This is a genomic window from Pseudomonas sp. X10 (assembly GCF_054889225.1).
Window position 1 is genome coordinate 3,041,327 of sequence record NZ_CM142677.1, and the last position, 24,229, is coordinate 3,065,555.

23 protein-coding genes are annotated in these 24,229 nt (G+C 63.4%); 19 read left to right on the forward strand and 4 right to left on the reverse strand.

Features of this window, described 5'->3' with window-relative positions:
- Nucleotides 1-61: 61 nt before the first annotated feature.
- Entirely contained in the window at nt 62-838 is a 777-nt protein-coding gene (locus tag ACYU03_RS13860) for an enoyl-CoA hydratase (RefSeq protein WP_461885140.1), read from the reverse strand.
- A gap of 188 nt (nt 839-1,026) precedes the next feature.
- Between ACYU03_RS13860 and ACYU03_RS13865 the strand changes: the two genes are divergently transcribed.
- From ACYU03_RS13865 to ACYU03_RS13955, 19 genes are all read left to right on the forward strand, one after another.
- Entirely contained in the window at nt 1,027-2,685 is a 1,659-nt protein-coding gene (locus ACYU03_RS13865; RefSeq protein ID WP_461885141.1) for an AMP-binding protein, read from the forward strand.
- Nucleotides 2,686-2,715: 30 nt separating this feature from the next.
- Nucleotides 2,716-3,483 carry an SDR family NAD(P)-dependent oxidoreductase gene (locus ACYU03_RS13870; RefSeq protein WP_461885142.1) on the forward strand — a complete coding sequence of 256 codons (768 nt, stop codon included), beginning with the start codon at nt 2,716-2,718 and terminating at the stop codon, nt 3,481-3,483.
- Between the two features lie 31 nt (nt 3,484-3,514).
- Nucleotides 3,515-4,297 (forward strand): 2-ketocyclohexanecarboxyl-CoA hydrolase, encoded by a 783-nt coding sequence (gene badI / locus ACYU03_RS13875; RefSeq protein ID WP_461885143.1) that lies wholly within the window; start codon nt 3,515-3,517, stop codon nt 4,295-4,297.
- Nucleotides 4,298-4,355: 58 nt separating this feature from the next.
- Complete coding sequence (gene aliB, locus ACYU03_RS13880; protein ID WP_461885144.1) at nt 4,356-5,495, forward strand: cyclohexanecarboxyl-CoA dehydrogenase; 1,140 nt, start codon at nt 4,356-4,358, stop codon at nt 5,493-5,495.
- 55 nt (nt 5,496-5,550) lie between these two features.
- Nucleotides 5,551-6,030 carry a MarR family winged helix-turn-helix transcriptional regulator gene (locus tag ACYU03_RS13885; RefSeq protein ID WP_461885145.1) on the forward strand — a complete coding sequence of 160 codons (480 nt, stop codon included), beginning with the start codon at nt 5,551-5,553 and terminating at the stop codon, nt 6,028-6,030.
- A gap of 287 nt (nt 6,031-6,317) precedes the next feature.
- Nucleotides 6,318-7,592 carry an OprD family porin gene (locus ACYU03_RS13890; RefSeq protein ID WP_461885146.1) on the forward strand — a complete coding sequence of 425 codons (1,275 nt, stop codon included), beginning with the start codon at nt 6,318-6,320 and terminating at the stop codon, nt 7,590-7,592.
- Between the two features lie 480 nt (nt 7,593-8,072).
- Entirely contained in the window at nt 8,073-9,482 is a 1,410-nt protein-coding gene (locus tag ACYU03_RS13895; RefSeq protein ID WP_461885147.1) for a circularly permuted type 2 ATP-grasp protein, read from the forward strand.
- A gap of 3 nt (nt 9,483-9,485) precedes the next feature.
- Nucleotides 9,486-10,436: an alpha-E domain-containing protein gene (locus ACYU03_RS13900; protein WP_461885148.1), complete on the forward strand. Its 951-nt coding sequence runs from the start codon at nt 9,486-9,488 to the stop codon at nt 10,434-10,436.
- The gene (locus tag ACYU03_RS13905; RefSeq protein ID WP_461885149.1) at nt 10,433-11,224 is read left to right on the forward strand and encodes a transglutaminase family protein; all 792 of its coding nucleotides are present in this window, start codon (nt 10,433-10,435) and stop codon (nt 11,222-11,224) included. The genes ACYU03_RS13900 and ACYU03_RS13905 overlap by 4 nt, the downstream gene beginning before the upstream one ends.
- Nucleotides 11,225-11,371: 147 nt before the next feature.
- Nucleotides 11,372-12,118 (forward strand): peptidase, encoded by a 747-nt coding sequence (locus ACYU03_RS13910; protein ID WP_461885150.1) that lies wholly within the window; start codon nt 11,372-11,374, stop codon nt 12,116-12,118.
- A gap of 373 nt (nt 12,119-12,491) precedes the next feature.
- Nucleotides 12,492-13,304 (forward strand): formate/nitrite transporter family protein, encoded by an 813-nt coding sequence (locus tag ACYU03_RS13915; RefSeq protein ID WP_461891463.1) that lies wholly within the window; start codon nt 12,492-12,494, stop codon nt 13,302-13,304.
- Nucleotides 13,305-13,478: 174 nt separating this feature from the next.
- Nucleotides 13,479-14,177, forward strand: a complete 699-nt coding sequence (locus ACYU03_RS13920; RefSeq protein WP_461885152.1) for a TetR family transcriptional regulator C-terminal domain-containing protein — start codon at nt 13,479-13,481, stop codon at nt 14,175-14,177.
- Nucleotides 14,178-14,333: 156 nt separating this feature from the next.
- On the forward strand, nt 14,334-15,227 hold the full coding sequence (locus tag ACYU03_RS13925; RefSeq protein WP_461885153.1) for a PA4780 family RIO1-like protein kinase: 894 nt from the start codon (nt 14,334-14,336) through the stop codon (nt 15,225-15,227).
- 336 nt (nt 15,228-15,563) lie between these two features.
- A complete protein-coding gene (msuE, locus tag ACYU03_RS13930) occupies nt 15,564-16,124 on the forward strand; it encodes an FMN reductase (RefSeq protein WP_461885154.1) in 561 nt (186 codons plus the stop codon).
- Between the two features lie 14 nt (nt 16,125-16,138).
- Nucleotides 16,139-17,326 carry an acyl-CoA dehydrogenase family protein gene (locus ACYU03_RS13935; protein ID WP_461885155.1) on the forward strand — a complete coding sequence of 396 codons (1,188 nt, stop codon included), beginning with the start codon at nt 16,139-16,141 and terminating at the stop codon, nt 17,324-17,326.
- A gap of 9 nt (nt 17,327-17,335) precedes the next feature.
- Nucleotides 17,336-18,451, forward strand: a complete 1,116-nt coding sequence (locus tag ACYU03_RS13940) for a sigma-54 interaction domain-containing protein (RefSeq protein WP_461885156.1) — start codon at nt 17,336-17,338, stop codon at nt 18,449-18,451.
- A 235-nt stretch (nt 18,452-18,686) separates the two neighbouring features.
- Nucleotides 18,687-19,685: an aliphatic sulfonate ABC transporter substrate-binding protein gene (locus tag ACYU03_RS13945; protein ID WP_461885157.1), complete on the forward strand. Its 999-nt coding sequence runs from the start codon at nt 18,687-18,689 to the stop codon at nt 19,683-19,685.
- Nucleotides 19,682-20,518, forward strand: a complete 837-nt coding sequence (locus tag ACYU03_RS13950) for an ABC transporter permease (protein WP_461885158.1) — start codon at nt 19,682-19,684, stop codon at nt 20,516-20,518. The genes ACYU03_RS13945 and ACYU03_RS13950 overlap by 4 nt, the downstream gene beginning before the upstream one ends.
- Nucleotides 20,519-20,521: 3 nt before the next feature.
- Nucleotides 20,522-21,271, forward strand: coding sequence for an ABC transporter ATP-binding protein (locus tag ACYU03_RS13955; RefSeq protein WP_461885159.1), 750 nt, complete (start codon nt 20,522-20,524; stop codon nt 21,269-21,271).
- Nucleotides 21,272-21,383: 112 nt separating this feature from the next.
- On the opposite strand, the gene ACYU03_RS13960 is transcribed toward ACYU03_RS13955, so the two are convergent.
- Genes ACYU03_RS13960 through ACYU03_RS13970 form a run of 3 tightly spaced genes read right to left on the reverse strand, consistent with a single transcriptional unit; the run spans nt 21,384 to nt 24,225 of the window.
- Nucleotides 21,384-21,608 carry a hypothetical protein gene (locus ACYU03_RS13960; protein WP_461885160.1) on the reverse strand — a complete coding sequence of 75 codons (225 nt, stop codon included), beginning with the start codon at nt 21,606-21,608 and terminating at the stop codon, nt 21,384-21,386.
- Nucleotides 21,609-21,640: 32 nt separating this feature from the next.
- The gene (locus ACYU03_RS13965; protein ID WP_461885161.1) at nt 21,641-23,017 is read right to left on the reverse strand and encodes an MFS transporter; all 1,377 of its coding nucleotides are present in this window, start codon (nt 23,015-23,017) and stop codon (nt 21,641-21,643) included.
- Nucleotides 23,014-24,225 carry an acyl-CoA dehydrogenase family protein gene (locus ACYU03_RS13970; RefSeq protein WP_461885162.1) on the reverse strand — a complete coding sequence of 404 codons (1,212 nt, stop codon included), beginning with the start codon at nt 24,223-24,225 and terminating at the stop codon, nt 23,014-23,016. Before ACYU03_RS13970 ends, ACYU03_RS13965 begins: the two co-directional genes overlap by 4 nt.
- Between the last annotated feature and the right edge of the window lie 4 nt (nt 24,226-24,229).

Sequence of the window (24,229 nt, forward strand, 5' to 3'; positions counted from 1 at the left end):
CAGCTCCTGCAGGCACACACCTGCTTTCGTTCTGGTGGGGCCGTCATATGGGGCATTCGCCTCAGCGATGGCTCCAGACCGGTTCGCGCTTTTGCATGAAGGCTTGCATGCCTTCCTTCTGGTCCGCGCTGGCGAAGCTGGCATGCAGCAGGCGCCGCTCGTAGAGCACGCCTTCGGCCAAGGTGGTTTCGAAGGCGCGATTGACCGCTTCCTTGTTCAGCTTGACCGCCAACGCCGAGTAGCCGGCAATTTGCGCGGCCACCTGCATGGCTTCTTCCAGCAATCGTGCGGCCGGCACCACGCGGCTGACCAGCCCGCAGCGTTCGGCCTCGGCGACATCCATCAAACGCCCGGTCAGGCACAGGTCCATCGCCCGGGCCTTGCCGATGGCGCGGGTCAGGCGTTGCGTGCCACCGGCCCCGGGCAAGGTGCCGACGCGCACCTCGGGCTGGCCGAAACGGGCCGTGTCGGCGGCGATGATCAAGTCGCACATCATCGCCAGCTCGCAGCCGCCACCCAGCGCCAGGCCGGCCACGGCGGCGATCACCGGCTTGCGGCAACGGCAGACAGCCTCCCAGTTGGCGGTCACGAACTCTTCCATATAGACGTCGGCGAAGCCCTTGAACTGCAGCTCGGCGAGATCGGCACCGGCGGCGAAGGCTTTGTCGTTGCCGGTAATCACCATTGCGCGGATGTGCGTGTCGTCTTCGAAGCCGCGCAGCGCCTCTCCCAGTTCGCTCATCAAGGCGCCATTGAGCGCGTTATGAACCGCCGGCCGGTCAAGCCGGATCAGGCCGACTGGGCCGTGCTGCTCGACGAGGATGTTGTTATAGGCCATGGGGCGTTCCTCCCTCTGCTGATTTCGACGCCACCCTGAAGCCAAGGCGCCGACCTTGGAGCGAGTCTATCCAGAGCAAAAGATAAAGACAACATGTTGACATATTATTTTTTGAAAGCGTATCGTCTGCTCATCGCCAACGCACCCTCGTTGTCGACAACGCCTCGTACTAATCACTGGTACAGACAATGAAAACAAAAACAAGCCAGCTTCCTGAACGTCGTCCACACCTGCTCGCTTCGGGAGCATGGAATGACAAGATAATTACAGAATATTGGGATATCGGACTGAAAGAAGCACCAGAGCGCACCGCCCTGGTGGCCTACCGGGTAGGCGAAGAGCAGCGCACCGAGATGACCCGCCGCGAACTTGACCGCCACGTGACCCGGATTGCCGTGGGCCTGGCTGCGATGGGCGTGGAAAAAGGCGATGTGGTGTCCTGCCAACTGCCCAACTGGTGGCAGATGTTTGCCCTGCACCTGGCTTGCGTCCGCATCGGCGCGGTACTCAACCCACTGATGCCGATCTTCCGCGAACGAGAGCTGCGCTTCATCCTCGATCATGCGCAAAGTCGTGTACTGGTCGTTGCGCACAGTTTTCGCGGGTTCAACTACGCCGAGATGGCCAATACCCTGAGCGCGACCCTGCCCCGCCTCGAACATGTGTTGACCATCGGTGGCGACGACAGCTTCGCGAAGCTGCTGCTGGAACGTGCCTGGGAGCAGGAAACCGATGTCCAGGCCCTGTTCGACACCCGCCGCCCGCATGCCGACGATGTCGTGCAACTGCTCTATACCTCGGGTACCACAGGCGAGCCGAAAGGCGTGCTGCACAGTTCCAACACGCTGTTCGCCAACGTGCGGCCCTATGCCGAACGCCTGCATCTGAATAGCGACGACATCGTCTTCATGGCCTCGCCCATGGCCCACCAGACCGGCTTCCTCTACGGCCTGATGATGCCAGTCTACCTGCAGGCCACTGCCGTCCTGCAGGATACCTGGGACCCGCATTTCGCCGTGCGGGTGGCGGCCGCCGAACGACCGACCTTCACCATGGCGTCAACGCCCTTTCTCGCCGACCTGGTGGAGATTGCCCCACAGCATCGCACGGCGATGGCCTCGCTACGGGTGTTCGCCGCCGCCGGTGCGCCGATCCCCAGCATCCTGGTAGAAAAGGCCGCAAGTGCCATCGAAGCGCGCATCGTTTCCGCCTGGGGCATGAGCGAGACCGGTGCGGTGACCATGACCTACCCCGAAGACGAGGTCGAGCGCGCCATACACACCGATGGCTGCGCCCTGCCCTATATGGAAGTGCGGGTGCTCGACGACCAAGGCCAGACTGCCGGCCCTGGGATCGAAGGCCACCTGATGGTGCGCGGCGCCAGCCTGTTCATCGGCTACCTGAAGCGCCCCGAGTGGTACGCGGTGGACAGCGAAGGCTGGTTCGACACCGGCGACCTGGCGCAAATGGATGAGCGCGGCTACATCCGCATCACCGGGCGCACCAAGGACGTGGTGATCCGTGGTGGCGAGAACATTCCCGTGGTGGAAGTCGAAAACCTGATCTACGCCCACCCAGCCGTGACCGCCGTGGCCCTGGTCGGCTTCCCGGACGAACGCCTGGGCGAGCGTGTCTGCGCCTACGTGACCCTGCACGACGGTGAACCTGACCTGAGCCTGGACGCCCTGGTGGAGTTCCTGCTCGCACACCGCCTGAGCAAGAACTACCTGCCCGAGCACCTCGAAGTGCTGCCGGCGCTGCCCCGCACTCCCTCCGGGAAGATTCAGAAATTCAAGCTGCGCGAGCTCGCCCGGGACATTCGCCTGAATCCGGCCAGATCTGCCTGACCCCAAGCCATCCTTATAGAGGACATCACCATGAAAGGCCTTAACGGTAAAACTGTAATCATCACCGGCGGCGGCGGCGGCATCGGTCGCGCCGTTTGCCAGCGCTTCGCCGAGGAAGGCAGCCTGGTCGCGGTGCTCGACCGTGACGCGGTAGCAGCCCAGACGACCGTGGACCTGATCCTTGAACAGGGCGGCAAGGCCAAGGCCTATGCGGCCGACATCACCGACTACGCGGCCATCGCCAGCACTGTCGCCGCCATCGAAAGCGACCTGGGCGTGCCGACCGTACTGGTCAACAACGCCGGTTTCGACCGCTTCCTGCCGTTCCTCAAGACTGAGCCACAACATTGGGAACAACTGATCGCGATCAACCTCACCGGTGCCCTGAACATGCACCACGTGGTGCTGCCGAAAATGCTCGAAGCCGGCGGTGGCAAAGTCATCAACGTGGCCTCGGACGCCGCCCGCGTAGGCTCCTCCGGCGAAGCCGTGTACGCCGCCTGCAAGGCCGGCCTGGTGGGCCTGTCAAAAACCCTGGCCCGGGAACTGGCGACCAAGAATGTCAACTTCAACGTGGTCTGCCCGGGGCCGACCGACACGGCCCTGCTCAAGAGCGTGGCCGCCACCTCGAACAACCCGGAGAAACTGCTGGAAGCCTTCCGCAACGCCGTGCCGATGCGCCGTCTCGGCCAGCCGGAAGACTATCCGGGGATCATCGCCCTGCTCGCCAGCGACGACGCCAACTTCATCACCGGGCAGGTCATCAGTGTGTCCGGTGGCCTGACCATGGCCGGCTGAGCCCACCAAACATCCAGGAGAGAACACCGATATGAACTACGAAGACATCCTCTACGAAGAGAAAGACGGCGTCGCCACCATCACCATCAATCGCCCGGAGCGCTACAACGCCTTCCGTGGCCAGACCTGCATGGAACTGATCGACGCCTTCAACCGTGCCGGCTGGAACAAGTCCATCGGCGTCATCGTCTTCACCGGTGCCGGCGACAAGGCGTTCTGCACCGGTGGCGACCAGGGTGCCCATGAGGGCCAGTACGACGGCCGTGGCCTGATCGGCCTGCCAGTCGAAGAGCTACAGGGACTGATCCGCGAAGTGCCGAAACCGGTGATTGCCCGAGTCAACGGTTTCGCCATCGGCGGCGGCCATGTATTGCACGTGGTCTGCGACCTGTCGATCGCCTCCGAGCAAGCGATCTTCGGCCAGGTCGGCCCCAAGGTCGGCTCGGTCGACCCGGGATTTGGCACGGCCTACCTGTCGCGCTTGATCGGCGAAAAGCGCGCCCGCGAAATCTGGTACCTGTGCCGCAAGTACAGCGCCCGCCAGGCGCTGGAATGGGGCTTGGTGAACGCCGTGGTAGCGCATGATCAACTGGATGCCGAAGTGCAGAAGTGGTGCGACGAGATTTTGGAAAAGAGCCCCACCGCCCTGTCGATCGCCAAGCGCTCGTTCAACGCCGACAGCGAAAACATCGCCGGCATCGGCGGCCTTGGCATGCAGGCCCTGAGCCTGTACTACGAAACCGAGGAGTCCCGCGAAGGCGTTACGGCCTTCAAGGAAAAACGCAAGCCGGATTTCCGCAAGTTCTACAAGTAACCCCCTGCGCCGCCCCGCCCAGGGCGGCACATTATCGCCAGCGGGCCTGGAGAGAATCATGAACTTCGCCTTCACCGAACAACAGAACGCCATCCGCGAAAGCGTCGCCCGCTTCAGCAGCGAAGTGCTCGCCCCCGGCTACCGACAACGCGACCGCGACGGCCGCATCGAGCGCGCCACCATCGCCCAGCTCGGCGACATGGGCCTGCTCGGCGGCGAACTGCCGGAAGCCTACGGTGGCAGCGGCCTGGACTGCGTCACCGCCGGGATCATCATCGAAGAACTGGCACGGGGCGACTTCAATGTCGGCTACATTCCGTTGCTGGCCTCGCTCAATGGCCAGATCATCGCCCAGCATGCCGAACCCGAGCTGGCCCGCTACTGGCTGGGAGAAATCACCGCCGGACGCAAAGTGGTCTGCATCGCCCTGACCGAGCCCAGTGGCGGCTCCGATGCCGCCAGCCTGCGCCTGAAAGCCGAGCGGCGCGGCGACGCCTATGTGCTCAATGGCGAAAAAACCTCGATCTCGATGGCCGACCAGGCCGATGTGGCGGTGGTCTTCGCCCGTACCGGCACTGCCGAACAGCGTGCCAGCGGCATCAGCGCTTTCCTCGTGCCGATGGACCTGCCCGGGATCAGCACCACACGCTTCGAGGACGCCGGCGAACGCGCCATTGGCCGTGGCTCGATCTTTTTCGACAACGTCGAAGTACCGCTGAGCCATCGCATGGGCGAAGAAGGCAAGGGCTTCAAGCAGGTCATGCAGGGCTTCGACTACAGCCGTGCCTTGATCGGCCTGCAATGCCTGGCGCTGGCCCAGCAGTCGCTGGACGAAACCTGGCAATGGCTGACCGAACGCCAGGCCTTCGGCCAGGCACTGAGTGCCTTCCAGGGCTTGACCCATCCACTGGCCGAGCTGCAGACCTATGTGCACGCCGCACGCCTGCAGTGTTACTACTCGTTGTGGCTCAAAGACAACAATCTGCCGCACAATGCCGAGGCAGCCATGAACAAGTGGTGGGGACCGAAGCTGGCGTTCGACGTGGTCAAGCAGTGCCTGTTGGCCCACGGCCATACCGGCTACGGCGAAGACCTGCCGTTTGCCCAGCGTTTGCGCGATGTGCTGGGCCTGCAGATCGGTGACGGCACCGCGCAGATCATGAAAAATATCATCGCCCGTGAACTCACCCCCAAATAACCCCGCGCCGCCCGAGCGGCAGCGCACCCGTTAGCCGATCGGACAAGGAGCGGTAATGACCACCAACGAGGCGAAGAGCATCCCCAACCGGTTGTTCTTCCGGCTCTTCCAGACCGGAAACACCCTGCAGCGTCAGGTCCAGAGCGAATTCGGCATCAGTACCGTGCAATGGGCGGTACTCGGTGCCCTGTCCCGCGAAGGCGCCGAACAAGGGGTTTCCTTCAACCAGCTCACCGAATACCTGGTGGTGAGCCGGCAAAACCTGGACGGCGTGCTCAAGCGCCTGGAGCGAGATAACCATGTGCTGCGCGTGCCGCACCCAGAGGACGGACGCGCGCGCATGGTGCTGCTCACCGACTCCGGCAAGCTGTTCTGGGAGTCGCTGCAGACGCGCATCTACGAGTTCTACCGACAAGCCCTGCAAGGCTTCAGCTTCGATGACAGTGTCAGCCTGCTGCACCTGCTGAACAAGCTCAATGTCGACCTGGCCAGGGTCTCCCTCGGCGGCACCAGTCCTTCGTCCAGCGAAGACTGACACACCACGCCCTACGCCTGGCCGCAATGGCCAGGCATAGCTGTGCCATGGACAAAAAGCGCAAAGACCTTTACTCGCCCCCTCTGAACGTCCTCATGCTTTCCCATGAACAGCGCCGAAAATTCAGCCAGTTAGTCTCTGTCGACCTTTTATACCAACAAATCATATCGATAATTTAAGTAATGATATTGATATAATCGACATGCCACCATAGCCTGTAACCACGCGCATGACCGCCAGACGCTCTGCGCAGCTACCACCAACAAAAACAATTACAGGTAAACACCATGCTGCATCGCGCCATCACATCGCCCCGTTACCGACCACTTTCCCTGCTCGCCGCCCTGCTGCTGCCGGAACTGGCCAGCGCCGGATTTATCGACGACAGCCACCTGCGCCTGGAAACCCGCAACTTCTACATGAACCGTGACTTCCGCGATGCCGACCTGCCCGACACCCCACGCCACGACGGTAAAAGCCAGAGCAAGGCAGAAGACTGGACCCAGGGTTTTCTGCTGCGCGCCCAGTCGGGGTACACCGAAGGCACTGTCGGCTTCGGCCTCGATGCCCTAGGCCTGGTCGGGATGAAGCTCGACTCTGGCAGCGGCACCAGCGGAACCGGCGCACTACGCCGCAACCCGCTCACAGGCAGCCCCGCCGACGAGTTCAGCTTTCTCGGCCTGACCGGCAAGGTGCGCATGGGCAAGACCGTGCTGACTATCGGCGACCACGAGCCCGTGCTACCAGTGCTAGTACGCAACGACACTCGGCTGCTGCCGCAGACCTACCAAGGCGTACAAGTGCAATCCAACGACATCGACAGGCTGAGCCTGACCGGCGGTCAGTTCCGCCAGATGCACCAGCGCGACTCCAGCGACTACGAAGACCTGGTGATGTACGCCGACGGTGCCAGCGGCGGCGTCCCCACCGACCGCTTCCGCTACGCCGGCGCGGTATATGCCCTGACCCCGCGCCTGACCGGCACGCTCTATCGTTCCGAACTGAAGGACAATTACGAGCAGAACATCGCTAGCCTGGTCTATACCCTCCCCCTCGGTGGCGACCGTACGCTGAAGACCGACCTGCGCTACTTCGACAGCGATAGCCGCGGACACACCACGGTGGACAACCGCTATCGCGGGGCGATGGTCACTTACTCGACCCAAGGCCACTCGCTGGGGCTGGCCTACCAGCACCAGAGCGGAGACACCGGCCTGCCGTTCCTGCTGGTAGCCGACCCCTGGGCGTTCAACAACGGCACCTACCAACCCTTCGTACGGGCCGACGAAGACAGCTGGCAGTTGCGCTATGACTACAACTTCGCCGCCATAGGGATTCCCGGCCTGACCCTCATGGCCCGCTACATCCGTGCCGACGACTTCCGTATCGCAGGCGTGGCCGCCACCGAGCGAGAACGTAACATCGACCTCGGCTACGTCGTCCAAAGTGGCCCGCTTTCCGGCCTCGGGCTGCGCCTGCGCAACGTCATGTACCGAGGCAGCCAGACCACCGACGTGGATGAAAATCGCGTGCTGATCACCTACACCTTCAACTTCTGGTAACCAGGAAGCACCGGCAGGCGGCACAAACATCCGGACTGCCGGTGAAACCAGCGCTTTTATTGAATGTCGCGACCGGAATACAAACTTCCCCGTTAGGGGGCAGAAAAACACGCAGGTGTTTTCAGCTGCACCATTTTTGCCCGCCCCAGAATCTGCGCAATCAGCGCAAAGTGCCTTTCCGCTGCCTTTGACAAGGCCTTTCCCGCTCTTTCCCCACCTCCGCAAGACTTAGGCACAGCCCTTGCTACATTCTTCCCAACCAACATGCACAGGGTTTTCAACTAGGCGAGACGACGAATAGCGCCCTTTTACTGGCGCCAACAAATAACCCGCAATGGCCCCACCTAATGACGTCGGGACACGTCAAGGGACTGCGAACTCATGAAACATTATCTGTATTAACCAAACACCGTAAGGCTTCATCGTGCTGGATTAGCGAAGTTATAAGAAACGCCGTTTGTACTGCGGCAAGGAGTGGTTATGTCCCGAGCTTTTTTTAACGAAATGTATGATGCCAATGGTGACTGCCGCCCCCATTACCAGGAGTTCGCGCGCTGGCTGGCCGACACCCCGCTGGAAGTGCTGGACCAGCGTCGCCGCGAAGCGGACCTGTTGTTCCACCGCGCCGGTATTACCTTCACCTTGTACGGGGACGAACAAGGCACCGAGCGACTGATTCCATTCGACATCATTCCACGCAGCATCAAGGCCAGCGAATGGCAGATGGTCGAGCGTGGCTGCATTCAGCGGGTCCAGGCTTTGAACCTGTTCCTGAACGACATCTACCACGACCAGCGCATTATCAAAGAAGGCATCATCCCTCCCGAACAGATCCTGGCGAACGATGGTTACCAGGTCGCTATGCAAGGCCTGAACCTGCACCGGGGCATCTACGCCCATATCGCTGGCGTCGATCTGGTCCGTGATGGCGATGGCAGCTATTACGTGCTGGAAGACAATCTACGAACCCCCAGCGGCGTCAGCTATATGCTGGAAGACCGCAAGATGATGATGCGCCTGTTCCCCGAACTCTTTGCCGCCCAGCGCGTGGCGCCTATCGATCATTACCCGAACCTATTGCTGGACACCCTCAAGCGCTCCAGCCCGCTGGATAACCCCACCGCCGTGGTGCTGACCCCGGGGCGCTTCAACAGCGCCTACTTCGAACATGCGTTCCTGGCCCGTGAAATGGGCGTGGAACTGGTTGAAGGCGCCGATCTGTTCGTCCGCGATGACCATGTCTATATGCGCACCACCGCAGGCCCGAAACAGGTGGACGTCATTTATCGACGACTCGACGACACCTATCTCGACCCGTTGTCGTTCAATCCGGACTCCATGCTCGGCGTGCCCGGCCTGATCTCGGTCTATCGCTTGGGCAATGTGGTCCTGGCCAACGCCGTCGGCACCGGCGTGGCCGATGACAAGTCGATCTATCCCTATGTCGGCGACATGATCCGCTTCTACCTCTGCGAGGAGCCGATCCTGAACAACGTCCCGACCTGGCAATGCCGCAAACCGCAAGAGCTGTCCCACGTGCTGGCCCACCTTCCCGAGCTGGTGGTCAAGGAAACCCAAGGCTCCGGCGGCTACGGCATGCTGGTCGGCCCGGCGGCCACGGCGGCGGAAATCGAGGACTTCCGCACGCGCATCAAGGCTCGCCCCGAAGCCTATATCGCCCAACCCACCCTGTGCCTGTCGACGTGCCCGACCTTTGTCGAAAACGGCATCGCCCCCCGACACATCGACCTGCGCCCCTTTGTCCTGTCGGGCAGTGAAACCCGCCTGGTGCCCGGCGGCCTGACCCGCGTGGCCTTGCGCGAAGGCTCGCTGGTGGTGAACTCGTCCCAGGGTGGCGGCACCAAGGACACTTGGGTGGTGGAGGACTGAGCCATGCTTTCAAGAACCGCTTCGGACCTCTACTGGATGTCCCGTTACCTGGAGCGCGCCGAGAACCTGGCGCGCATGCTCGAAGTCAGCTATTCGCTATCGCTGATGCCCCAGGCCGGGCGCACCGATGGCCAAGCCGAGCTGGCAGTGTCGCTGCTGGCGGCCGGTACCTTGGACGACTACAACAAGCGTCACGCTGAACTCAATAGCGAACGCATGCTGCACTTCTTCGCCCTCGATGAGACCAACCCCGGCAGCATCTATTGCTGCCTGCAAGCGGCACGGACCAACGCTCACGCCGTACGCGGACGCATCACCGCCGACATGTGGGAGAACATCAACGCCACCTGGCTCGAGATGCGCAACATCGCCCGCAATGGCCTGGCGCGCTATGGCATCAGCCATTTCTGCGAATGGGTCAAGGAGCGCTCGCACCTGTTCCGCGGTGCAACAGCGGGCACCATCATGCGCAACGATGCCTACTGTTTCATTCGCCTGGGGACCTTCCTCGAACGGGCGGACAACACCCTGCGCCTGCTGGATGTGCGCTACGAAATGTTCGGCGAAGAGTCGGAAGAGGTCAGCGACAACTCGGCACGTGGCTATTACCAATGGAGCGCCTTGCTCAGGGCCTTGTCGTCCTTCGAAGCCTTCAACGAAATCTACCGCAACGCACCAAACGCCAGGCAAGTCTCGGAGATGCTGCTGTTGCGCGCCGATGTGCCGCGCTCGCTACACGCCTGCATCGAGGAGCTGGACCATATCCTCGCCGGCTTGCCGGGCAATAGCGGCCGGGCCGCCCAGCGCTTGGCCGCCGAGCTGAATGCGCGGCTGCGCTACACCGGGGTCGACGAGATCCTGGAAGCGGGACTGCACCTGTGGTTGACCGACTTCATTGCCCAGATCCGCCACCTGGGTCAGACCGTTCATCATTCCTATCTGGAGGTCGTATGAAACTGTCCATACGCCACGACACCACCTACAACTACGCCAATGAAGTCTGCGCCAGCATCCAGTTCCTGCGCCTGACACCCCAGAACAGCGAGCGCCAGCACATCCTGCAATGGCAACTGGAATTGCCACGTCCAGTTCGCAGCCAGATCGACCCCTACGGCAACATCCTGCATGTGCTGACCATAGACGAGCCCCACGCCGCGCTGGTGCTGACAGCCCATGGCCAGGTAGACATCGATCCGGATCGCGAGCTGGAGCACGACAGCCATTCGCCTTTGCCGTTTTTGCGCAGCAGCCACCTGACAAAAGCGGACGATGCCCTGGCTGCCTTTGCCGTGCAGCATTGCGGTACGCGACGCGACCGGGTGGCGCTGATCGACCTGATGAACGGCCTGGCCGACCACATGCCATACAGCCCTGGGGCGACCACCGTCGGCACCACGGCCGTCGAGGCGTTCGCGGGCGGCGCCGGGGTCTGCCAGGACCATACTCACGCCTTCCTGGCCTGCGCACGCAGCCTGGGGATTCCCGCCCGCTACGTCTCTGGCTACCTGTGCACGGAAGATGAAAGCCATCTGGCCAGCCACGCCTGGGCCGAAGCCTGGCTCGACGACGGCTGGTACAGCTTCGATGTCACCAACCGCCTGGCCCGGCCCGAGCGCCACCTGAAACTGGCGCTGGGCCTCGACTACCTCGATGCCTGCCCGGTGCGTGGCATGCGCCGGGGCGGTGGGGTCGAATCGATGCTGGCGCGGGTGCAGGTGGCGTCGCTGGCCCAGCATCAATAAACCCATCTCCCCGTCCTGTGCAGGCGCCAGCGTAAGCGGGCGCCTGCACAGGCCCTGGGTCGCCCTTGAGCATCAAGGCATGCAGTGCCCTGATGGGACTGGAGGCAGTATCATGGCGACCTTTCCAATATTCACGAGTTAACGCAAATGACTTATTGCGTCGCTATGCACCTGGCCGACGGGTTGGTGTTCATCTCCGATTCGCGGACCAATGCTGGCATCGACCAGATTTCAACGTTCCGTAAGTTATTTGTCTTCAGCACGCCAGGCGAGCGACTGATCGTGCTGCAAACGGCTGGCAACCTGGCCACGTCGCAATCGGTAGTGAACTTGCTCAAACAACGCTGCAACGGCCCTGGCCCACATCTGTTGAATGTCCGGACGCTGTATGACGCCACGGTAACGGTGGCCGAAACTGTCCGCGAAGTGGTCGCCCGGGACAGCACCGAGCTGGCAGGCCAAACCGACCTGAGCTGTTCTTTTCTGGTGGGCGGCCAGATCGCGGACGGCCCCATGGACGTTTTCAGCATCTACCCGCAAGGTAACTTCATTCAGGCGACAGAAGACACGCCGTTCCTGCAACTGGGCGAAAGCAAATACGGCAGGCCAATACTCGACCGCAACCTGACGCACCGCACGCCACTCGCGGATGGCCTGCGCTGTGGGCTGATCTCGTTTGACGAGACTATGCGCAGCAATATGTCGGTGAGCACACCGCTGGATCTGCTGGTGTACCGGAAGGACAGCTTCACAAGCATGCCAATCTACCGCGTCACTCACGATGATCCGTACTTCACGGCGGTCCGCATACAATGGGCCGCTGGGCTGCGCGACGTGCTGGCTGCAATGCCCGAACCACCACAGGCTTATATGACAGCCGCCAACATCTACTAGCGCGCTCACTCCCCTTGCGAAGGCTGCGATATATAAGACGTTCCAAACCTGCTGGCATCACTCCAGGGGCTTTGCTCATAGAGACCGTCGATCACTCCATCGGAACAAACGATTGGACTGCGACAATTTGGCTCAGCTAGTTTTCCTGGTCTGATTCAGTCGACGAACTGAACACAGGCCTGCCTTGCTGCTTCAGGCCGAAACATTCCACTTGCGTTTTCCTGCCATGTGTCACAGGGACATGCCGTCTTGTTCAAACAACAAGTGCGCGCATCAGGATTGGAATCCCCCACATCATTTTTAACGGCGCCACCCGTTGCCGCGCTGCCTTCGCGCGTGGCCAGTGCCCGCCTCTGAGCCTGAGCCTATCAATATGCCTGTAAATACGCCCTCCAAAATCGCCAAGCTCGTCGTCGAAGCCGGTGTGAGGAAAGCTCACCTGCCCACCCTTTCGGTAATGATCCTGGGATTTCTGGCGGGTGCCTTCATCTCGCTTGGCTTCCTGCTTGCGATCCACGTCAGCACCATGATCCCCGCGCAATGGGCCTCATTTGGCAATTTGCTGGGCGCGGCGGTGTTCCCCATCGGCCTGATCCTGGTGATTCTTGCCGGTGGCGAACTCATTACCGGCAATATGATGAGCCTTCCCATGGCCATGTTCGCCAGGAAGATCCGGCTCTGGGCAGTGGCACGCAATTGGCTGCTGGTCACCGTTGCCAACCTCCTTGGCGCACTCTTCGTCGCCTATTGCTTCGGCCATCTGTTGGGGCTCACCGAGGGGCCGTACCTGGCCAAGACCATCACGGCGGCCACCGCGAAAGCGAATGCCGATTTCACCCATGCGTTCATTTCCGGCATTGGCTGCAACTGGCTGGTATGCCTGGGCGTCTGGCTGTCCTACGCCAGCAAGGAAGTCAGCGGCAAGATCCTCGGTATCTGGTTCCCGATCATGGCGTTTGTCGCCATCGGCTTCCAACACGTGGTCGCGAACATGTTCCTGATTCCGGCAGCGATTTTCGCTGGCACCTTGAGTTGGGCCCAGTTCGCCGAGAACTTCGTTGCCGTGTTCCTCGGCAATGCCGTGGGCGGCGCCGTCTTCGTGGGGCTGGCCTACTACGTGTCGTACATCCGAATCTCGGCCAGCAGTGCGCAGGCTGCCCCGCTAGAACAAGGCGCAGCCCGCTAGCACGAGTCCACTACGGCCTGTTCGATCAAGGGCAGGCCAAGCCCGATCATGTCTGTCACGCTGTTTGCCCGACTGGGTACCGCTCAACACTCCATCGCTATATAGTTCTGTATATTGCGCATCTCGATTCCCTGCGTGCAACTGCATGGAATCAGGCATAACAAGGACTACGCGATGTACATCATGCCTTTCGATCCACACCTCGATGCCAAGAGGCCGGCCAGCAAAGTCCGCGCCGGGCCCGGCGAGCCTGCGCAAGCGGTGCGCGAGGCGATCCTCAATGCGGCGAGCGAAGCCTTTGCCCAAGAGGGTTATGCCGCGACCACGGTGTCCAGCATTGCCCTGAAAGCCGGCCTGCCAAAATCCAACGTGCTCTATTACTTCAAGTCCAAGGAGGCCATTTACACCCAGGTGCTGGGCGACATCGCGCCGTCCTACCTGGACGCCTGCATGCCGTGCCTGGCGGATGGCCAACCGCTGGAGGCACTGACGCGGACGGTTATCCGCATGATCCGCTTGTTCGAGCAGCAACCCTTCGCCGCCAAGGTGCTGATGATCGAACTTCGGGAAGGCGCCCGACGCTTGCCCGGCGACTACTTCACGCGCTGGACAGCGCAGGCACAGGACTGCCTGGCCACCTTGCGCCAGTGGATCGATCGCGGGCTGCTTGCCCCGCTGGACCCGGAGCACGTGCTGCTGACGGTTTGGTCCATCGCCCAGTCGTGCGTCAGCCTGGGCTGGCAGATACCCAACCTGCGGGGCCAGGACATCGACTATGACGCCGCCGCCTGCACTGCGGCCCGCCTGCTGCTCAATGGCCTGGCACCCGCCGGATGCCTGGGCATCACCCAAGGCGCCAGGCTCCCGGCCTGAGCCCCTCCCCAGCAAGAAGCCCCCTGGACATATCCTGGCGCCCTCCGCCTGCCCCGGAGGGCGCTTGTTGTATCGTGACCAAGCACATCGCGTCTGGCTGTGAGAGGATGGTTGGCAACCCGTATATGAGAAGAACAGGACCCCGAACAGAAACCGATGAAGACGCCAAAACGTATTGAACCGCTGATTGAAGACGGGCTGGTCGACGAAGTGCTGCGGCCTTTGATGAGTGGTAAGGAAGCGGCGGTCTACGTCGTGCGCTGCGGGGCCCAGCTGCGTTGCGCGAAGGTCTATAAAGAAGCCAACAAACGCAGTTTCCGCCAGGCCGCCGAGTACCAGGAAGGACGCAAGGTGCGCAACAGCCGTCAGGCCCGGGCCATGGCCAAGGGCTCCAAGTACGGGCGCAAGGAGGCCGAAGACGCCTGGCAGAACGCCGAAGTGGCAGCGTTGTTCCGCCTTGCCAGCGCCGGCGTGCGGGTCCCCAAGCCTTACGATTTCCACGATGGCGTGCTGTTGATGGAGTTGGTGACGGACGCGCACGGCGATGCCGCGCCGCGGCTTAACGACGTGCACCTGGAGCCCGAGCAGGCCCGTGAATACCACGCGTTCATCATTCGCCAGATCGTGTTGATGCTCTGTGCCGGCCTGGTGCATGGCGACCTGTCGGAGTTCAACGTGCTGCTTGGCCCGGACGGCCCGGTGATCATCGACCTGCCGCAGGCGGTGGACGCGGCGGCCAACAATCACGCATTCAGCATGCTGGAGCGTGACGTGGCGAACATGACCGGATACTTCGGCCGCTTCGCCCCCGAACTCAAGGACAGCCGCTATGCGCGAGAAATGTGGTCGCTTTATCAAGCCGGTGAGCTGCTGCCAGACACCCCGTTGACCGGGCAGTTCGAGGATGACGACCACGCTGCCGATGTGGGTGGCGTGTTGCGCGAGATCGATGCGGCACGAATCGAAGACGCCCGCCGCCGCGCCGCCCGCGCCGAGGCCGAGCGCGGGCCAGTGAAGAGCGAAGAGCCGCCTCCGCCCTGGATGCAATAAAGGCTGTATTGCGCAGGGGCCAGGGAGACGGCTCCTGCGCGCCCCCTGCTCAAGGGCGTTACTCGCGGCAACCTTAAAGTCAATTATCGAATAAGAATATGATTTCTTATTCTTTTTAAATACAGCACAAAATCCTCTATAACCTTCTCAACTGTACAGCCGCCAACACTTGGCAAACTGTTTGCAGCGCAACACCGGATCAACAGGGAAGTTTCCAAGGCAACACTGCCCGCCCGCCGAAATTTCACGCAACTATCTGATTCATATAAAAATTTCCTATCCGGCACGACGATTGCTCCAGCAAAGTCCCTTGCTTACCTGAACAGGAGACCTGCCATGAGCGCCCCTTTGAATGTCGTTGCCCTTTCCGGCGGCACCTCTCGTCCTTCTCGCACCCTCAGCCTGACCGAGGCGATCCTCGCCGAGCTGGGTGAGCAGTTGCACATCAAGTCTCACCTGATCGAGCTGGGCGACATCGCCCGCCCCCTCGGTGCCGCCCTGTGGCGCAGCGAACTGCCCGAAACGGTCGAACAGCAACTGCGCCTGATCGAGAAGGCCGACCTGCTGGTGGTGGCGGCGCCCGTCTACCGTGGCAGCTTCCCCGGCCACTTCAAGCACCTGTTCGATCTGATCGGCCAGGACGCCCTGGTCGACGTACCGGTGCTGCTCGCGGCCACTGGCGGCAGCGAACGCCACGCGCTGGTGCTGGATCACCAACTGCGTCCGCTGTTCAGCTTCCTGCAGGCCCTGACCCTGCCCATCGGCGTCTATGCCAGCCAGGGCGAACTGCAAGACTACCGCGTCACCAGCGAGGCCCTGGCCGCGCGGATCCGCCTGGCCGCCGAGCGCGCCGTGCCACTGTTCGCCGCCCACCATGCGTTGCGCAAGACCGCTTGAGCAAGGACGCCCACATGAATGCTCACCTGAAACCTGCCCAGCACCCGCCCCTGCAGATCGCCCGCGAGTTGGCCGCGGAGTTCGCCCTGACCGCCATCGAACGCGATGCTCGCGGCGGCACACCCAAAGCCGAACGTGACGCCTTGCGCGCCAGCGGCTTGCTGGCGCTGGCCATCCCGCGCCAATACGGTGGCCTAGGGGCCAGCTGGCGCGAAAGCTTCGAGGCGGTCCGCGAGTTCGCCCGGGTCGACAGCTCGATCGCCCATGTCTTCGGCTTCCATCACCTGATGCTGGCCACCGTGCGCCTGTTCTCGCGTCCCGAGCAATGGCAGCCCTGGTTCGAACAGACCGCGCGCAAGAACTGGTTCTGGGGCAATGCCCTGAACCCGCTGGACACCCGCACGGTGGTCAAGCACTTCGAGGGCTGGTACGAGTTCTCCGGGCAGAAGAGTTTCTGCTCCGGCGCCACCGATTCGGAAATGCTCATCGCCTCGGCCGTGGACGAACGCGCCGGCGGCAAGCTGCTGATCGCCGCGATCCCCAGCGGTCGTACCGGCATCAGCCTGCACGGTGACTGGAACAATATCGGCCAACGCCAGACCGACAGCGGCAGCGCCACCTTTGAACGCGTTCGGGTGGAACACAACGAACTACTGCTCGACCCCGGCCCGTTGAGCACGCCGTTCGCCTGTCTGCGCCCGCTGATCGCCCAGTTGCACTTCGCCAACCTGTTCCTTGGCATCGCCGAAGGCGCGTTCGAAGAGGCGCGCCAGTACACCCTCAAGGAAAGCCGCCCCTGGTTCCGCTCCAACGCCAGCCACAGCGGCGAAGACCCCTACGTGCTGCATCACTACGGCGAGTTCTGGGTGGGCCTGGAAAGCGTACGCCTGTTGATCGAACGCGCCGCCGAGCAACTGGATGTGGCCTGGTCCAAGGAACACACCCTGAGCGCCGAGGAGCGCGCGCAACTGGCGCTGGCCATCGGCACCGCCAAGGTCGCGGCCACCCGCCATGGCCTGGACATCTGCAACCGTCTGTTCGAGGTCACCGGCGCCCGGGCCACCCATGCCTCGCTGCGCTTCGACCGCCACTGGCGCAACCTGAGGACGCAAACCCTGCATGACCCGGTGGACTACCGGATTCATGAATTGGGTGAGTGGGCCCTCAATGGCAAGCGCCCCGCACCTTCCTTCTATTCCTGAGGCAAGTCCATGCAATTGCTGACCCTCCCCCCTTCCCCGACATTGGCTACCTCGATCAGGGCGACCGCACAGGTCTTCGAAGACCCCAGATCGCAGGCGCTGCTCGCCCACCTGCAACAGGTCGCCCCCAGCGAGGCCAGCGTCCTGATCATCGGCGAGACCGGCACGGGCAAGGAGTTGGTCGCACGTCACATCCACAACCTCAGCGGCCGCCGCAACGGCCCGTTCGTCGCGGTCAACTGCGGCGCATTCTCCGAGTCGCTGGTGGAGGCCGAGCTGTTCGGCCACGAGAAAGGCGCCTTCACCGGCGCCCTGAGCGCCAAGGCCGGTTGGTTCGAGGAGGCCAATGGCGGCACCCTGTTTCTCGATGAGATCGGCGACCTGCCGATGGCCATCCAAGTCAAACTGCTGCGAGTGCTGCAGGAGCGCGAGGTGGTGCGCCTGGGCTCGCGCAAGAGCATCCCGATCAACGTGCGAGTACTGGCGGCCACCAACGTACAACTGGAAAAGGCCATCAATGCCGGGCACTTCCGCGAAGACCTGTACTACCGCCTGAACGTGGTGACGTTGTCATTGCACGCCCTGCGCGAACGCCCCGGCGACATCCTGCCGCTGAGCCGGCACTTCATCCGCACCTACAGCGAACGCCTGGGCTACGGCCAAGTGGAACTCACCCCCGAAGCCCAGGCCAAGCTGGTCAGCTACAGCTGGCCCGGCAATATCCGCGAGCTCGAGAACGTCATCCACCACAGCCTGCTGACCTGCTGCGACGGCCATATCCAGGCCGACGACCTACGCCTGTCCAACCTTCGCCTGGACCGCCAGGAAGAGCCCTTCCCCGGACGCTCCGAGGACGACGGCAACACCGTCGACGAATTGCTGCAACGGGCCTTCCGCAGGCTCTACGAGGAACAGCCCGGCAACCTGCACGAGAAGGTCGAGACCGCGCTGCTGCGCTCGGCCTATCACTTCTGCCATTACAACCAGGTACACACCGCGCAGTTGCTCGGGCTGTCGCGCAACGTCACCCGCACCCGCTTGATCGCCATCGGCGAACTGGTGGTGAACAAACGCCGTAGCCAGGACTACGAGCTGGACAACCGCGTCATACGCCTGTCGATCTGAAGCCATCGCTCGGGCGCCCTGCAGGGCCACCCGAGCGGCTTGGGGCCCCTCCCAACCCAGCGCCCAACTGTTCGCCCAGCAACAACAGAGCAACAGACTGCCTCCTGGCGCAACAGTTCTTCCCCTGCGCGAATGCCCAAAATGCCGTTTCCGACAGGCTCCTAGCGGCTGGCATGACACCTGCAACCTGCCCTCATCACTGAAACCTTTCTCCTGACGCCGACTGGATACCGCGATGCGCCTGATCGACCTGGCCCTGCCCCTGTTCCCCCGCCCTCTCAAGACCCTGGCCTACGCTGGCCTGGCCGCCCTGGCCCTGAGCCCGGCCGCCTACGCCGAAAACACACCGAAGGAGGTGCGCCTGGACTACGCCTACTATTCGCCGGTGAGCCTGGTGCTCAAGCACTTCGGCTGGCTCGAAAAGGCCCTGCCGGAGTCGAAGGTCAGTTGGGTGTTTAGCCAGGGCAGCAACCGTTCCCTGGAGTACCTCAACAGCGGCGGCGCCGACTTCGGCTCGTCCGCCAGCCTGTCGGCGGTGCTGGCCCGGGCCAATGGCAGCCCGATCAAGTCGGTGTATGTCTACAGCCGCGCCGAGTGGACCGCGCTGGTGGTGCGCAAGGATTCACCCCTACACGACCTGGCCGCGCTCAAGGGCAAGAAGATCGCCGCCACCAAAGGCACCGACCCGTACCTGTTCACCCTCCGCGCCCTGACCCAGGCGGGGCTGGAGAAGGACGACGTGGAACTGCTGCACCTGCAACACCCGGACGGCCGCACGGCACTGGAGAAAGGCGACGTCGACGCCTGGGCCGGCCTAGACCCGCACATGGCCGCCAGCGAACTGCAGGCCGGCTCGCGCCTGCTGTACCGCAACAAGGACTTCAACAGCTACGGCGTGGTCAGCGTTACCGAGGCCTTCGCCAAACAGCACCCGCAGACCATCGCCACGGTGATCAAGGCCTACGAACAAGCGCGTCACTGGGCCCTTGAGCATCCGGACGAATTCGCCAAGCTGCTGGCGGAGGAATCCAAGCTGCCGCTGGACGTGGCCAAGCTGCAACTCTCGCGCACCGACCTTTCTGCACCGCAACTGACTGACCAAGACATCGCCGCCTCCAAGGCCGCAGCACCGATCCTGGTCTCCGAAGCACTGGTCAAGCGCGGCGTCGACGTCAACCAGGTGATCGACCAATTGATCGATCCATCCTTCGGCCAGGCCAGCATCGAGCCATGAGCCTGTCCAGCAAAACCCTGTCAGCCTCCAGCCCGGTAGAGCGCCCCGTCCAGCAGCCCTCGCCCTGGCGGCGCCGGGCCAAGGGCCTGGCCCTGCCCCTGGCGATCATCCTGCTGCTCGAAGCCGTGGTGCGTCTGGGCTGGATCGCCGCTTATCAGATGCCAGCCCCCAGCGAAGTGGCCACGACCCTATTCCAGCTCGCCGATGGCGCCCTGTGGAAACACATCGGCGCCAGCCTGTCGCGGGTCCTGGCGGGGTTCGCCATCGGCTCCAGCCTGGGGCTGCTGTTCGCTGCTTGGGTGGGCCTGAGCCGCGAGGCCGAGGCCTGGCTGGAACCGACCTTCGCCAGCCTGCGGGCCATTCCCAGCCTGGCCTGGGTGCCGTTGCTGCTGTTGTGGCTGGGCATCGGCGAAACCTCCAAGGTCACCCTGATCGCCATTGGCGCGTTCTTTCCGGTGTACCTCAATGGCGTGGCAGCGATCCGCAACATCGACCGCAAATTGGTCGAGGTCGGGCGCATGTATGGCTTCGGCCGCTTGCGCCTGGCCCGGCGCATCCTCCTGCCGGCGGCTTTTCCCGGCGTGTTCACCGGCCTGCGCAGTGCTCTGAGCCTGAGCTGGATGTTCCTGGTGGCCGCCGAACTGATCGCCGCCACCCGCGGCCTGGGCTACCTGCTCAGCGATGGCCGGGAGACCTCGCGGCCAGACCTGGTGCTTGCCGCAATCATTGTCCTGGCCTTGCTCGGCAAGCTCAGCGATGGCCTGCTGGCCGGCCTGGAAAAACGCTGGCTGGCCTGGCGCGACACCTTCGACGGCGCGGACTCAGGAGCCTGACCCATGACCCATCCCTTGCGCGTACCTCAACCGACTGCCTCGCTTGCGCCGCTGCTCGACCTGCGGGTCGAGCGCAAGGTCTTCGGCGACACCGCCGTACTCGGCCAGTTGGAACTGCGCCTGCAACCCGGCGAGATCGTCAGCCTGCTCGGCCCCAGCGGTTGTGGCAAAAGCACGCTGCTGCGTCTGGTGGCGCAACTGGACCGAGACTTCAGCGGCCAGTTGCACAGCCGTCCCGAACAGGTTGGCTTCGTGTTTCAGGAACCACGGTTGATGCCCTGGCTGACAGTGGCCGAAAACATCGGCTTCAGTGAAGACAACGGCTACGACCGTGCCCGCGTCGCGGGGCTGATCGACGAGGTTGGCCTGTCCGGTTTCGCCGACGCCCTGCCCAAATCGCTTTCCGGCGGCATGGCCCAGCGCGTGGCCATCGCGCGTGGCCTGTATGGCCAACCGCAATTGCTGCTGCTCGATGAACCCTTCAGCGCAGTCGACGCCTTCACCCGTTTCAAGTTGCAGGACCTGCTGCTCGACCTGGCCCAGCGTCATCGGACCGCCCTGCTGGTGGTCACCCATGACGTCGACGAAGCCCTGTACCTGAGCCACCGGGTACTGGTGATCGGCAACCGCCCGGGCACCGTGCGCCGGGAGCTGCGCGTACCGCTGGACTACCCCCGGGACCGCCGCGACGACACCCTGGCGCACCTACGCAGCCAAGCCCTGGAGGCCCTGCATGATGCCCGGGTGATCTGAAGGGGGTTGCCTTGGACCGGCGATGGTCTGGTTCGAGCAACGGCGTAGCCCGAAAGGCAAGGTGATCTCCTACAGGCCCTGCTGACGCATGTCCTAGCCCTATGGCGCCCCCTCAAAACACCCGCCGGTAGCGCCATTCGAGCAAGGCCACACCACCACGTTCCAGGCTCCGGGATGAGCCCTCTTCACGCTCGAACCCCTGCAGATAGCTGCCTGGCAGCAGGTGCGCATAGGCCTCCTGCCAGGCCTGGACATGAATCAGGGCGATGCTGTCGCTATCCTGTTCCGTCGCATCGCGGATCGATAGCGAATCCTCGGATCGATCGTGTTCATACATGACCTGTCGCTCCCGTTGCTCCCTTGCTCGTCCTACAGCCTGCGAAACACCAGGCTCGACGTCGCGCTCACCAGTGCACACAACAGCAGCACCACGGCAATGTCGCCCACCGCGGTCTCGCTGCGCCCCTGCGCCGCGGCCATGGCGCCCAGCAACATGCCGGCCAGGCTTACCGAGAGGCTCATGGTCAGTTGCACCGACATCGCCGACAAGCTGCTGGCGGCCGCCGAGCGCTCGCCCGGGACGTCACGGTAGGTCACCGCGCCCATGGTGGTGAATTGCAGCGAGCGCACCAGGCCGGCGGCGAACAGGACCACGGCGATCAACCACACCGCCGTGTCACGGTCGAAGCTGGCGCACAGGGCAATGCCCAATGCGCTGAGCAAGGCATTGCCGCTGAGCACCCGGCGGTAGCCGAAACGCCGCACCAAGGGCACCGCCAGCAGCTTCATCAACAAGGCGCCGACGCCTCCGCTGACCACCAGCCAGCCTGCCGCCAAAGGGCTCATGCCCAGGCAGTTCTGCAACAGCAGGATCATCAGGAACGGTTGCGCCGCAGTCCCCAGGCGGAATAGCCCGCCTCCAGCGTGGCTCAAACCAAAACTGGGCAAGCGGAACAGCGACAGGTCGACCAACGGATGCCGACGGTGCCGGGCATGGAGCCAGTACCCCAGCGCGCACAGCACGCCCCCACCGACCATGGCCAGGGCGACTGGGCGTGGCAACTGACCCATGCCCAGCGACTCGAAGCCGAACACCAGCAACGCCAACGCTGCGCCGCTGAGCAGCAGCCCCCGTATGTCCAGCGCCGCGACCTGGCGAGGGGGATAGTCCGGCACGTGACGCAGGATCAGCAGGCAACCGATCAGGCAGATCGGCAGGTTGATCAGGAAGATCCATTGCCACGACAGCACCGTCACCAGCAGTCCGCCGAGCAATGGGCCCACCAGCGGCCCGACCAGCGCCGGCAGGGCCAGCCAGGACATGGCCTGGAGCAACTGCTCGCGGCTCGACCAGCGCAGGATGATCACCTGGCCCACCGGGGTCATCAACGCCCCCGCCGCGCCCTGCACCATCCGCCCCAGGCATAGCTCGAAGAGCGACCCGGCCAAGGCGCAGGCCATGGACGCCGCCGTGAACAGCGCCATCGCCAACAGCATCACCTGGCGTGGGCGGAAGCGCTCCGCCGCCCAGCCGCTGACCGGCAGGCACAAGGCCAACGCCAGCATGTACAACGACACCACCAGGTTCATGCGCAAGGCCGGCTCGCCGAAATCGGCGGCCATTTGCGGCAAGGCGGTCATCACCGCCGTGCTGTCGAGTAACTCCATGAACAGCGCGGCGCCGATGATGACCGGCACCTTCGGCCCCTGGGCCGTACCGGCGAAGGGCGCCGGCAGTGCGCTCAAAACAGCCCCGATACGGGCGGCTGGGTGCCTTTGAGCTGCCAGGCGCCAACCACTGCGGCTTTCCAGTGGCGCGGGTTGTGGTTGGCCACAGTACGCGCGTTGCGCCAGTGCCGGTCGAGGTTGTGGCTACGGCCGGTGGTCGAGGCGCCTCCCACGTCGAACAGCGTCTCGGCCGCCTTGAGCGCCAGTTCGGCGACCAGGTACTGCGCCTGCGCCACTTCCAGCGCGGCCTGTTCGACATAGGCCTCGGCCAGTTGCCCGGCCCATGCCCGATCGAGAGTGTCGGCCGCCTTGAGTACCAGCGCCTCGGCGCCATAGGCGCGCGCGGCGATGTCGCCGACCGCCAGTTCCACATAGGGGTCATCCACCGACAGCTTGGCGCTGCTGTGCTTGATCGGCCGGGCATGCTCGCGGGCGAAGCGGCTGGCGTCGTCCAGCGCGTTGCGGGCGATGCCCGCCAGCACGGTGCCCAGGAACAGTTGCAAGAAGGGGGTGACAATGGTGCGCTTGCCCTCTTCCACCGTGCGCGTGCGGATGTCGCTGGCCTCGACCCGCACGTTCTGCAGATGGGTCGTGCCGCTGGCCGTCAGGCGCTGGCCCATGGCGTCGAAGTCATCGAGCAGCACCAAGCCTTCACGGTCACGCGGCAGGATGAACGACACCGGTTGCTCGTCCTCGTCCAGCGCCACAGCGCTGACCCAGTCGGCGAACAGCGCCCCCGTACTGTAGAACTTGCTGCCGTTGGCCCGGTAATGATCGCCCTCGCGCACCAGCCGTGCGGCGATGGCACCGTTGGCCCCACCCAGCTCCCAGCCAGCATTGCCGATCACCGCGCCTTCGAGGTAGCGGGCAAACCAGCGCTTGCGCTCCTCTTCAGCGCCCTCGGCCGTCGAGGCCAACAGCCCCTCGACGAAGGCAAAACCGGGACGCAGGGCCTGGGCCACGTTGGAGTCCACCGAGGCGACCTGCAACAACAACTCGATGACATCGCGCACGCTGCCACCAGGGCCGCCATGGCTTTGCGGAATCCTCACGGTATAAAGCCCGGCGGCGGCCAGTTGGGCCACCGCGTCGAAGGGTAGCTGGCGTTCACGCTCGCGCTGAGCAGCGCCGGCACCGATGGCCGGCAGCAACGCGGCGATCCGCGCCTTGAGCTCCGCCACACTGCTGGCCGGGGCCTGGGAGGGGAAACGTTGAAAGGTGGTCATGAGC

Excerpts from the sequence above, each read along its gene's own strand:
- ACYU03_RS13860 (WP_461885140.1), bottom strand. The coding sequence starts at position 838 with ATGGCCTATAACAACATCCTCGTCGAGCAGCACGGCCCAGTCGGCCTG.
- ACYU03_RS13865 (WP_461885141.1), top strand. The coding sequence starts at position 1,027 with ATGAAAACAAAAACAAGCCAGCTTCCTGAACGTCGTCCACACCTGCTC.
- ACYU03_RS13870 (WP_461885142.1), top strand. The coding sequence starts at position 2,716 with ATGAAAGGCCTTAACGGTAAAACTGTAATCATCACCGGCGGCGGCGGC.
- badI (WP_461885143.1), top strand. The coding sequence starts at position 3,515 with ATGAACTACGAAGACATCCTCTACGAAGAGAAAGACGGCGTCGCCACC.
- aliB (WP_461885144.1), top strand. The coding sequence starts at position 4,356 with ATGAACTTCGCCTTCACCGAACAACAGAACGCCATCCGCGAAAGCGTC.
- ACYU03_RS13885 (WP_461885145.1), top strand. The coding sequence starts at position 5,551 with ATGACCACCAACGAGGCGAAGAGCATCCCCAACCGGTTGTTCTTCCGG.
- ACYU03_RS13890 (WP_461885146.1), top strand. The coding sequence starts at position 6,318 with ATGCTGCATCGCGCCATCACATCGCCCCGTTACCGACCACTTTCCCTG.
- ACYU03_RS13895 (WP_461885147.1), top strand. The coding sequence starts at position 8,073 with ATGTCCCGAGCTTTTTTTAACGAAATGTATGATGCCAATGGTGACTGC.
- ACYU03_RS13900 (WP_461885148.1), top strand. The coding sequence starts at position 9,486 with ATGCTTTCAAGAACCGCTTCGGACCTCTACTGGATGTCCCGTTACCTG.
- ACYU03_RS13905 (WP_461885149.1), top strand. The coding sequence starts at position 10,433 with ATGAAACTGTCCATACGCCACGACACCACCTACAACTACGCCAATGAA.
- ACYU03_RS13910 (WP_461885150.1), top strand. The coding sequence starts at position 11,372 with ATGACTTATTGCGTCGCTATGCACCTGGCCGACGGGTTGGTGTTCATC.
- ACYU03_RS13915 (WP_461891463.1), top strand. The coding sequence starts at position 12,492 with ATGCCTGTAAATACGCCCTCCAAAATCGCCAAGCTCGTCGTCGAAGCC.
- ACYU03_RS13920 (WP_461885152.1), top strand. The coding sequence starts at position 13,479 with ATGTACATCATGCCTTTCGATCCACACCTCGATGCCAAGAGGCCGGCC.
- ACYU03_RS13925 (WP_461885153.1), top strand. The coding sequence starts at position 14,334 with ATGAAGACGCCAAAACGTATTGAACCGCTGATTGAAGACGGGCTGGTC.
- msuE (WP_461885154.1), top strand. The coding sequence starts at position 15,564 with ATGAGCGCCCCTTTGAATGTCGTTGCCCTTTCCGGCGGCACCTCTCGT.
- ACYU03_RS13935 (WP_461885155.1), top strand. The coding sequence starts at position 16,139 with ATGAATGCTCACCTGAAACCTGCCCAGCACCCGCCCCTGCAGATCGCC.
- ACYU03_RS13940 (WP_461885156.1), top strand. The coding sequence starts at position 17,336 with ATGCAATTGCTGACCCTCCCCCCTTCCCCGACATTGGCTACCTCGATC.
- ACYU03_RS13945 (WP_461885157.1), top strand. The coding sequence starts at position 18,687 with ATGCGCCTGATCGACCTGGCCCTGCCCCTGTTCCCCCGCCCTCTCAAG.
- ACYU03_RS13950 (WP_461885158.1), top strand. The coding sequence starts at position 19,682 with ATGAGCCTGTCCAGCAAAACCCTGTCAGCCTCCAGCCCGGTAGAGCGC.
- ACYU03_RS13955 (WP_461885159.1), top strand. The coding sequence starts at position 20,522 with ATGACCCATCCCTTGCGCGTACCTCAACCGACTGCCTCGCTTGCGCCG.
- ACYU03_RS13960 (WP_461885160.1), bottom strand. The coding sequence starts at position 21,608 with ATGTATGAACACGATCGATCCGAGGATTCGCTATCGATCCGCGATGCG.
- ACYU03_RS13970 (WP_461885162.1), bottom strand. The coding sequence starts at position 24,225 with ATGACCACCTTTCAACGTTTCCCCTCCCAGGCCCCGGCCAGCAGTGTG.